This window comes from Acidovorax sp. SUPP3334 (assembly GCF_030159055.1).
Taxonomy (GTDB): Bacteria; Pseudomonadota; Gammaproteobacteria; order Burkholderiales; family Burkholderiaceae_C; genus Paracidovorax.
Map to the genome: position 1 here is coordinate 64,244 of NZ_BQXQ01000025.1, position 8,619 is coordinate 72,862.

Genomic DNA, 8,619 nt, shown 5'->3' on the forward strand with positions numbered 1-8,619 from the left:
CTACGCCGGTCCCGGCTTCCCCTCCTGCCCATGCTCGTCCCCCGGCTGCGCCCCGTTTTGTCCCTTTTTTCCACCACGCGCCCCGCGCTGCACGCCTGGGGCATGGCGGCCCTGCTGGCCACCTTGGCGCCTGGCGCCTGGGCAGACGCGGCTCGCCAAGGCGCGGCGCCGCGCCCGCAGCCCGTGGCGGCCGACCCGGCCTTCTCGACACCGGCCAAGGAACACATCGCCAGCCCGGCCATGCTCCGAGCGTTCTTGACGGAGCTCAAGCAGACGCGGCGGCCCCAGTCGTTTTGCTTCGTGCAGCAGGCGTTCCCGCCCTCCAAGGCCGACCCGGAAGGCTTTGCGCTGGTGTGGATGGTCTGGACCACCGGATCGCACATCTACCGGCTGCGGGTGCCGCCGCCGGTGCCGCCAGGGGCGCCGAACCCCACGCCCAACCCCGCGCAGGACGACGACCCGGCCGAGCGCGGCGCGGCCCTGGCGAACGGCAAGTCGGTCAACCTGCGGACCGACGTGGTGGCGACCGACGAGGCCGTGGGCTCCAGCACATTCCTTGTGAGCCGCGCCTGGGTGCAGCGCATCCAGGACCAGTGCCGGCGCATCGGCACCGCGGTGCGCGTGCCGGCGTTCCGCCCGCCGCCGCCATGACACCGAACTGAGGCCGAACCGGGGCCGAACCGGGGCCGCATGGGGGCGCCGCTCCAGGCGCCCGGCCTTGGCCCCCTCTCGTGCTCCCGTCTTCCCTCTTACCTCTTCCGTCTCTCCACAAAGCGGCGCATTCCGTGGCTGCCGCAGGCAGCTCCCTGCGGTCCCGCCGCAGACCCTTTTTTCCTCGCCGTTCTCTCCTTTCCGATCCGAGCCCTTTGCCATGCCCAATGCCCTCTTGAAGTTCGCCTACGACGACCCGGTGCCCAGCGTCTTGACCCTGGTGGTGGGCAACAAGCTGCGCGTCAAGCTCGAAGCCATCGACAAGCGCCAGAAGCTCGTCGCCGTCAGCGACATCCCCAACCTGCTGGACGTGAGCAGCAGCCACAACAGCCGCGCCGATTCATGGGCGTTCGTGGTCACCGCCCTGCGCGAAGGCAATGCCAAGCTGGCCATCCAGGTGCAGCAGGGCGCAGGGGCCCCGCTGCTGACGATCACGCCGCCGCTGGTCAGCATCACGATCCGAAAGCCGGTGTCGCTGCCCGATGCCGCCTCCGACGCCGGCATGCTGATGCGCCTGTTTCTGGCCGAGGCCCCGGCGCCGCAGACGTGGCGCGATACCGGCGTGAAGGACATCGAGGACGCCAAGCAGGGCATGCGCATGATGCGGCGCGTTCTGCACAACCGGCTCAATTCGGGCAAGCCGCAGGATTTCGGCGCCCCCAATGCACGCAGCCTGACGGACATCGTGCGTGCCAGCGCCCACGGCGTGCAGTTCAAGGGGTTCGATCAGTATCCGAAGCTGGGCGGGGGCCAGGAAAAGGTGGTCAACGGGGTGCTGGCGCTGGTCAACGACGCCACCAACCTGGGCTGGAATGCCCAGTACACGGCCTTCTACAACGCAGCGCTCGAGGTGGCCACCGAGAACCTCGCGCCCGATCCCAGCCCGACGGGGCTCTTCGGCTGGCGCACGGCAGGCTCGGGGGCGCCGTCGCGCGAATTCAGCGAGTTCAAGACCTCGGGCGGCAACACGTTCTTCACGCACGCCACCCAGCGCGTTCAGCCATGAACTGAGGACGGAGCGCACGGCGCGCGGGCCCTTCAGCGCTCGACCATCTCCCGCACCTTGGCGGCCAGCGCGCCCACGTCGAAGGGCTTGGTGATCACTTCCATGCCGTATTCCAGCAGGCCGTTGCCCACGGCGGCGTTCTCGGCGTAGCCGGTGATGAACAGCACCTTGAGGTCCGGCCGCGTCACGCGTGCGGCGTCGGCCACCTGCCGGCCGTTCAGGCCGCCGGGCAGGCCGACGTCGGTGAGCAGCAGGTCCACGCGGCGCTCGGACTGCAGGATGTGCAGGCCCGCCGGGCCGTCACCCACCGAGATGACCTGGTAGCCCAGGTGTTCCAGCTCTTCCGCGATCAGCGAGCGGATGATGGATTCGTCCTCGATGACCAGCACCACCTCGCCGTCGGCCTGGTGCCCGGAGATGACGGGCAGCTCCGGCAGGTCGGGGTCGGCTTCGCCCACGTAGCGCGGCAGGTACAGGCACATGGTGGTGCCCTCGCCGGGCACCGAATAGATGCGCACCTGCCCGCCCGACTGGCGCACGAAACCGTACACCATCGACAGGCCCAGCCCGGTGCCCTGCCCCATGGGCTTGGTGGTGAAGAAGGGGTCGAACGCGCGCGCGGCCACGTCGGGCTCCATGCCCGCGCCGGTGTCGGTCACGCACACCGAGATGTACTGGCCCGGCGCCAGTTCGCGCTCCATGGCCGCCCGGTCGTCCAGCCATTTGTTGGCGGTCTCGATGGTGAGCCGCCCGCCGCGGGGCGACATGGCGTCGCGCGCGTTGATGCACAGGTTGAGCACCGCGTTCTCCAGCTGCGAGGGGTCCACCCGCGTCAGCCACAGGCCACCCGCGCCGACCACTTCGAGCTGCACGGAGGGGCCCACGGTGCGGCGCACCATCTCTTCGATGTTGCCGATGAGCCGGTTCACGTCCACGGGCTTGGGGTCCAGCGTCTGGCGGCGCGAGAAGGCGAGCAGGCGCTGGGTGAGCACCGCTGCACGCCGCACCGAGCCTTGCGCCATGCCGATGTAGCGCTCGGCGTTGTCGAACTTCTGAAGGCCGATGCGTTTTTCCAGCACCTGCAGGCTGGCGCTGATGGCGCCCAGCAGGTTGTTGAAATCGTGGGCGATGCCGCCGGTCAGCTGGCCGATGGCTTCCATCTTCTGCGACTGGCGGTACTTGGCCTCGACCTCCATGAGTTCATGCGTGCGCTGGGCCACGGCCTGCTCCAGCGATTCGTTGACCTCGCGCAGTTGCGCCTCGGTACGGGCGCGCTCGGCGGCGGTGCGCGTGCGGGCGGCCACTTCGCGCATGAAGGCGATCTCCTCGGCCGTCCATTCGCGCACGTCTTCGTGGTGGGCGAACAGCATGGCCACGAGCTGGCCGTGCTCCACCACCGGCATGTTCATGAAGGCCCGGGCGCACAGCCCTTCCAGCGCCTCGGCGCGGGCGCGGGTGCGCTCGTCGCGGCGCACGTCGGCCACGCACACGGATTCGTCGCGCGTCAGGTCGTCCAGGAAGGCTCCGAAATCGGGCAGGTGCATCACGTCCGCCAGCGGGTCGCAGCCGGGCGCCATCCAATCGTGGTGCACCTGCACGGTCTGCGCCGCCGCGTCCACGGCGCCGTAGCCCGCGCGGCTCACTTTCAAGGTGCGGCCCAGCGTTTCGGCAGCGGCCAGGCAGATGCCATCCACGCTGTCCAATGAGCGCAGCTGGTCGGAAAAGCGCGCCAGCGCCTCGCGCCGCGTCTCGGCCGCCATGCGGTCGGTGATGTCCACGCCCTCCACGAAGATGCCGGTCACCGCGCCGCCGCCGTCCCGGATCGGCTGGAAGACGAAGTCCACGTAGTGGTCGTGCACCGGCCCGCCCGGCTCGGCCTGGCTGGCGAAGTGGGCGGCGTGGGCCGTCACGGCCTCGCCACTGGCGTACACCCGGTCCAGCAGTTCCACGTAGCCCTGGGCGACCGCATCCGGCAGCGCCTGTGCCACGCTCCGGCCCACCACGGGCCGGTTGCCCACCAGGCGCAGATAGCCGGGGTTGGCCAGCGTGATCCGGTGGTCGGGCCCTTCCAGCATGGCCATGAAGCTGGGCGACTGCTCGAACAGATGGGCGAAGCGCTCCCGCTCGCCCTTGAGCCGCCGCTCGGCCTGCACCTTGGAAGTGGTATCCACCACCAGCGCCAGCACGCCCACGGGCTGCCCCGCGTCGTCGAGCAGGGGGGAATAGTCGAGGTTGATCCACACCGGCTCGGCGTGGCCGTTGCGGTTCAGCAGGAACTCCTGGTCCTGGTAGTTCAGTGTGCCGCCGGCCAGCACCGTCATCACGACGTGGTCGTTGAACTGCGCGGCTTCGGGCCAGGCTTGGCGGATGGCACAGCCCAGCAGGGCCGGATGGCGCACGCCGGAGAACGCCGCGTAGGCATCGTTGTAGATGAGGACGCCGGACTCGCCCCACAGCGTGGCCATGGGCACGGACGCCCTCAGGATGGTGGACACGGCCCACTGGATGTGCGCCGGCCAGGCGCCGAGCGGGCCGAGGGGCGTGGCCGCCCAGTCGTGGCGGGCGATGCGCTGCGCCATCTCGCCGCCGGAGGTGAGGAACGAAGGGGGAAGAGGGGAAAGAGGGGGAATGCCGCTGGACATGGCACGGTTTCCTATTGATCGAAAACGCCCCGCCACGGCACGGGCGGGACGCCATTGCGGTCCTTCATACGACAACATGCCGCGCGCAGATTACTCCTGATTTGATAGCATAATGCCCTAGTGTTTATTGCGGTGGAGGCCATTTTTGTTATGAATCGTCAGGTCATGGCTGAAAAAGGCTTTCGGTCTTGCAGGCACGGCGCCGCTCAGCGGCGCGGGGCCGGACGGCGTTCCGCAGGCGGTGCGGGCGGCTCGTCGTCGTCGCTGAAGATGCGGCGCAGGGTTTCGCCGATGCGGGCGCCGATCGCGGTGCCGATGCCCGGCGCCACGGCGGTGCCCACGGCCGCGCCGGCAAGTGCGGCGGGCGGCAGGGACAGGGTCGGGTCGTCCATGGTGCCGCCGAATTCGAGCGGAATCCCCACCAGGCCATCCACCAGGTCCACCGCGACATGCCCGCTCACCCGGCGGTTTTGCAGCACGGCGTCGCCCGTGGCGGTGAGCGCGCCGGACGTCGCCTTGAGATCGCTGTAGCGCACGATGGTGCCGTCGCCGTCCGCCTCGGTGCGCACCACGCCTTCCAGGCTGTCCAGCTGCGTCGTGCCACCCCGGTGGGTGCCCACGGTTTTCACGGCCTTCTCCAGGTCGAAGGTGAGCAGCCGCGCACGGGCCACGGTGAACCGCGTGCGGGTGTGCAGCGCCCGCACGGCATCGGCCGCGTCGGCGCCTTCGGCGATCAGGTCCGTGTGGCCGGAGGCCTTGCCCGCCACCACGGAGCGGCGCTCGAAGGCCCCCATGAGCCCCAGCAGGTCCACACCGGTGAAGTCGATGGCACCCGTCACGCGGTAAAGACCGCTGATCTCCTGCAGGCGCAGCGTGCCCTGCTCGGTGCGCCCGCCTGCGGACACATCGGCGCGCCAGCGGTCTTCGGCGCCCTCGCGTGCGATGTCGATGCGGGTGGGAACCGGGGCGCCCGTGCGCTCCAGCCACGCCTGCCGGGGCCGCCAGGCGGTGTCGAACTGCGCGCTGCCGGCATAGGTGAGCGAGCGGCCGTTGCGGCCGACCCAGCGCACGTCCTGCCAGTCGGCCCGCTCCAGCGGAATGGGTGCGAGGGTGAAGGGCATCGATGCGCCGTCCTGTGCCGCGTCGCGCACCTTGAATTCGGACAGCGACACCTGGGCGATGGTCGCGTTCTCCAGTTGCAGATCGGTCACCGCCAGGCGCCGGCGCAGCAAGTCGCCCCAGCGGATGCCTGCCGAAATGCGGCCGGCCGTGAGCGGCGCCTTCTGGTCGGTTTGCACGTCGCGCAGCTCCACGCGGGGCGAGGGGAACAGCGACCAGTGCAGCTGCCCCACGGTGACGGGCACGCCCAGCCGCTCGGTGGCGGCATCGCCCAGCCGTTGAGCCAGTTCGGCCTCCGACGGCCACCACACTGCGAGCGCACCCGCAGCGGCCAGCACCACGGCAGTGGCGCCCAGGGCGATCCAGCGGAGACGGTGGCGCGGCATGTGTGCGTCGAAAAGAGGGCGTTGAAGAAAAAAGCCCCGAGGGCGGGGCAGCGAAACAAGCGAAACCAACAGGGAAAGGGCGCAGTGCAGCGTCTGACGGGCACGTTAACCCAGCCCCTCGCGCCCCCGGGGTCGTCTCTTTCCTACGCGGCTGTGGGCGCAGGGGCCGAGACGGGGTACGCGCCTTTTAAACTCGCCACGCCCGAAGCGGTGCAGCCGCCCCTCACAACAGGCCGCCGCCAGAGTGCGGTGCCACCACAGACCAGGAGACGTTCACGTGCCTTCCCCCTACTTTCCCCGCTGGCGGGTGACCACCGCCGCCCAGGGCGCCGTCGTGGCGCCCGACGAACGCCTGCCCTGGGGGCAGACCGCCGTGATGGGCGTGCAGCACGTCATCGCGATGTTCGGCGCCACCGTGCTGGCGCCCATCCTGATGGGGTTCGACCCCAACGTGGCCATTCTGATGAGCGGGCTGGGCACGCTGATCTTCTTCGTGATCACCGGCGGGCGGGTGCCGAGCTACCTGGGATCGAGCTTCGCCTTCATCGGCGTGGTGGTCGCCGCGTCCGGCTACGCGGGCCAGGGGCCCAACGCGAACATGGCCGTGGCGCTGGGCGGCATCGTCGCGTGCGGCTTGGCTTACAGGCGCACTGGTGCAGGCCATCGGCACCGGCTGGATCGAGCGCTTCATGCCGCCCGTGGTGACCGGCGCGGTGGTGGCGGTGATCGGGCTGAACCTGGCCGGCATCCCCATCAAGAACATGGCCGCCAACAATTTCGAGAGCTGGATGCAGGCCGTCACCTTCGTGTGCGTGGGCCTGGTGGCCGTGCTCACGCGGGGCATGGCGCAGCGCCTGCTGATCCTGCTGGGGCTCATCGCGGCCAGCGTGATCTATGCCGTGTTCACCAACCTGCTGGGCTGAGGCAAGCCACTGGACCTGTCGGCCCTGGCCGCGGCGCCCTGGCTGGGCATGCCGCGCTTCACGGCGCCGGTGTTCAGCGGCCCGGCCATGCTGCCCGTGGCGGTCATTCTGGTGGCCGAGAACCTGGGCCACATCAAGGCGGTGACCGCCATGACAGGCCACAACCTGGACCGCTACATGGGCCGCGCCTTCATCGGCGACGGCATCGCCACCATGGTGAGCGGGGGCGCGGGCGGCACGGGCGTCACCACCTATGCCGAGAACATCGGCGTGATGGCGGCCACCAAGATCTATTCCACCGCCGTGTTCCTGGTGGCCGGCCTCATCGCGCTGCTGCTGGGCTTCAGCCCGAAGTTCGGTGCGCTGATACAGGCAATTGCGCTGCCGGTGATGGGCGGCGTGTCCATCGTCGTGTTCGGCCTCATCGCCGTGGCCGGCGCCAAGATCTGGGTGGACAACCGCGTGGACTTTTCAGACAACAAGAACCTCATCGTCGCGGCCATCACGCTCATCATCGGCACCGGCGACTTCACGCTCAAGTTCGGCGACTTCGCCCTGGGCGGCATCGGCACCGCCACCTTCGGCGCGATCGGGTTGTACGCCCTGCTGAACCGCCGCCAGCGCTAAAGGCGGGCCGATACGGCCCGTTCACCGCCCGTGACCGGGCCGTGCGGCCTCAGCGCCGCACCAGCGTCCAGACCAGTTCCAGCCCGGCGGCCAGCAGATCGAAGCCTTCGCCCGCGCCGGTCAGCCGCTCCCGCTCCATTTCGCGCCGCTCCCTCGACCGCACGCGCTCCAGGGCCACCAGCGCATCGGCCACGTCGGAAGGCCCGGGCGCGGCAGCAGCAGCCGGCATGCCCCGTGCCGCGCTGGCATGGCGGTTCAGCGCCCGGTCCACGGCCTGCGGATCGAGCAGCGACAGGGCCGAGCGGCAATAGGGGCAGGCGTGGTCGTTGCGGATGTCCACCGTCCCGCCGCAACTGGTGCACTGGATGGTGCCCACGCGCTCGGCCAGCGCGTCGATCTCGGCCGCCGACAGGTGCCGCACGAATCCCTTTTCCACCATCAGCGAGCCGAAGGTGCTGAACCGGCCATGCCCCGTCGGACACCGGAAGGTCTTGTAGCGCCCGCCCTTGGCGACGTCGAAGCCGGCCTCCAGCGTGCGCGGGCAGTGCGGGCATCGAAGCTGCTGCGCCACCGGATGGCGCGCGTCCCCGCGGTGCTGGTGCAGCAGCTCGAACAGCGCCACCACCCCGGCCGGGGCCAGGCGCGTGTTCTCCCGCGGGTCGAACCACAGGCCCTGGCAGGCGAAGCACAGGTCCAGATCGACCGTCTCGCTGCCGTGCGCCTTGAAACGGTGGGTTTCGGCGGGTTGGCGGCAGGAGGGGCACAGGGACGTCGTCATGGTCATGGTGGCGTGGATCGTACCGCCCGGCCAAGCACATCGAAGAAGGCCGTCGTGGTATCGCGAGAGCCAACGCAAACAGCTTGAATGAATTTAGCAATGCGCTTGAGGCGGTTTGCAACGCGAAGTGCTTTGGCGGTCTCGGCGTGCATCAGCCGATCCGCGTCCCAGCCGGGAACCTCTCACAACCCCTGATCTGGAGAGTCCCAAGCGCATGGTGCAGCGCATTGAATGCGCAATAGCGCCTGTTCAGGGGGCTGCGCCCCGTGATCGTGGGGCTTCGCGGCCCCACGGGTTCATGCTTTCGCCGTTTGCAGGCGCACCTGTGCCTTGCCAGTGCCGGGCTTGAAGAAAGCATCCACGCCCCGCTGCAGGAACGAGGCCAGACGCTTCATGTTGTAGCAGGCGGCCATCATCGTCATCCCCA

At 69.5% G+C, this 8,619-nt stretch carries 5 protein-coding genes and 2 pseudogenes; 3 read left to right on the forward strand and 4 right to left on the reverse strand.

Going from position 1 to position 8,619, the window contains the following annotated elements; translation table 11 throughout:
• Positions 1 to 30 precede the first annotated feature (30 nt).
• Together AVHM3334_RS15135 and AVHM3334_RS15140 are read left to right on the forward strand one after the other, a co-directional pair.
• Positions 31 to 651, forward strand: a complete 621-nt coding sequence (locus tag AVHM3334_RS15135; RefSeq protein ID WP_284413587.1) for a hypothetical protein — start codon at positions 31 to 33, stop codon at positions 649 to 651.
• Between the two features lie 220 nt (positions 652 to 871).
• Positions 872 to 1,717, forward strand: a complete 846-nt coding sequence (locus AVHM3334_RS15140; protein WP_284413589.1) for a hypothetical protein — start codon at positions 872 to 874, stop codon at positions 1,715 to 1,717.
• A gap of 32 nt (positions 1,718 to 1,749) precedes the next feature.
• On the opposite strand, the gene AVHM3334_RS15145 is transcribed toward AVHM3334_RS15140, so the two are convergent.
• Positions 1,750 to 4,359, reverse strand: coding sequence for a PAS domain-containing protein (locus AVHM3334_RS15145; RefSeq protein WP_284413591.1), 2,610 nt, complete (start codon positions 4,357 to 4,359; stop codon positions 1,750 to 1,752).
• A gap of 206 nt (positions 4,360 to 4,565) precedes the next feature.
• On the reverse strand, positions 4,566 to 5,864 hold the full coding sequence (locus tag AVHM3334_RS15150) for a hypothetical protein (RefSeq protein WP_284413593.1): 1,299 nt from the start codon (positions 5,862 to 5,864) through the stop codon (positions 4,566 to 4,568).
• A 277-nt stretch (positions 5,865 to 6,141) separates the two neighbouring features.
• Here AVHM3334_RS15150 and AVHM3334_RS15155 point away from each other — a divergent pair.
• A pseudogene (locus tag AVHM3334_RS15155) lies at positions 6,142 to 7,414 on the forward strand (solute carrier family 23 protein).
• A gap of 49 nt (positions 7,415 to 7,463) precedes the next feature.
• On the opposite strand, the gene AVHM3334_RS15160 reads toward AVHM3334_RS15155, so the two are convergent.
• Together AVHM3334_RS15160 and AVHM3334_RS15165 are read right to left on the reverse strand one after the other, a co-directional pair.
• The gene (locus tag AVHM3334_RS15160; protein ID WP_284413595.1) at positions 7,464 to 8,192 is read right to left on the reverse strand and encodes a zf-TFIIB domain-containing protein; all 729 of its coding nucleotides are present in this window, start codon (positions 8,190 to 8,192) and stop codon (positions 7,464 to 7,466) included.
• A gap of 296 nt (positions 8,193 to 8,488) precedes the next feature.
• A pseudogene (locus AVHM3334_RS15165) lies at positions 8,489 to 8,619 on the reverse strand (IS5/IS1182 family transposase); the annotation flags it as partial.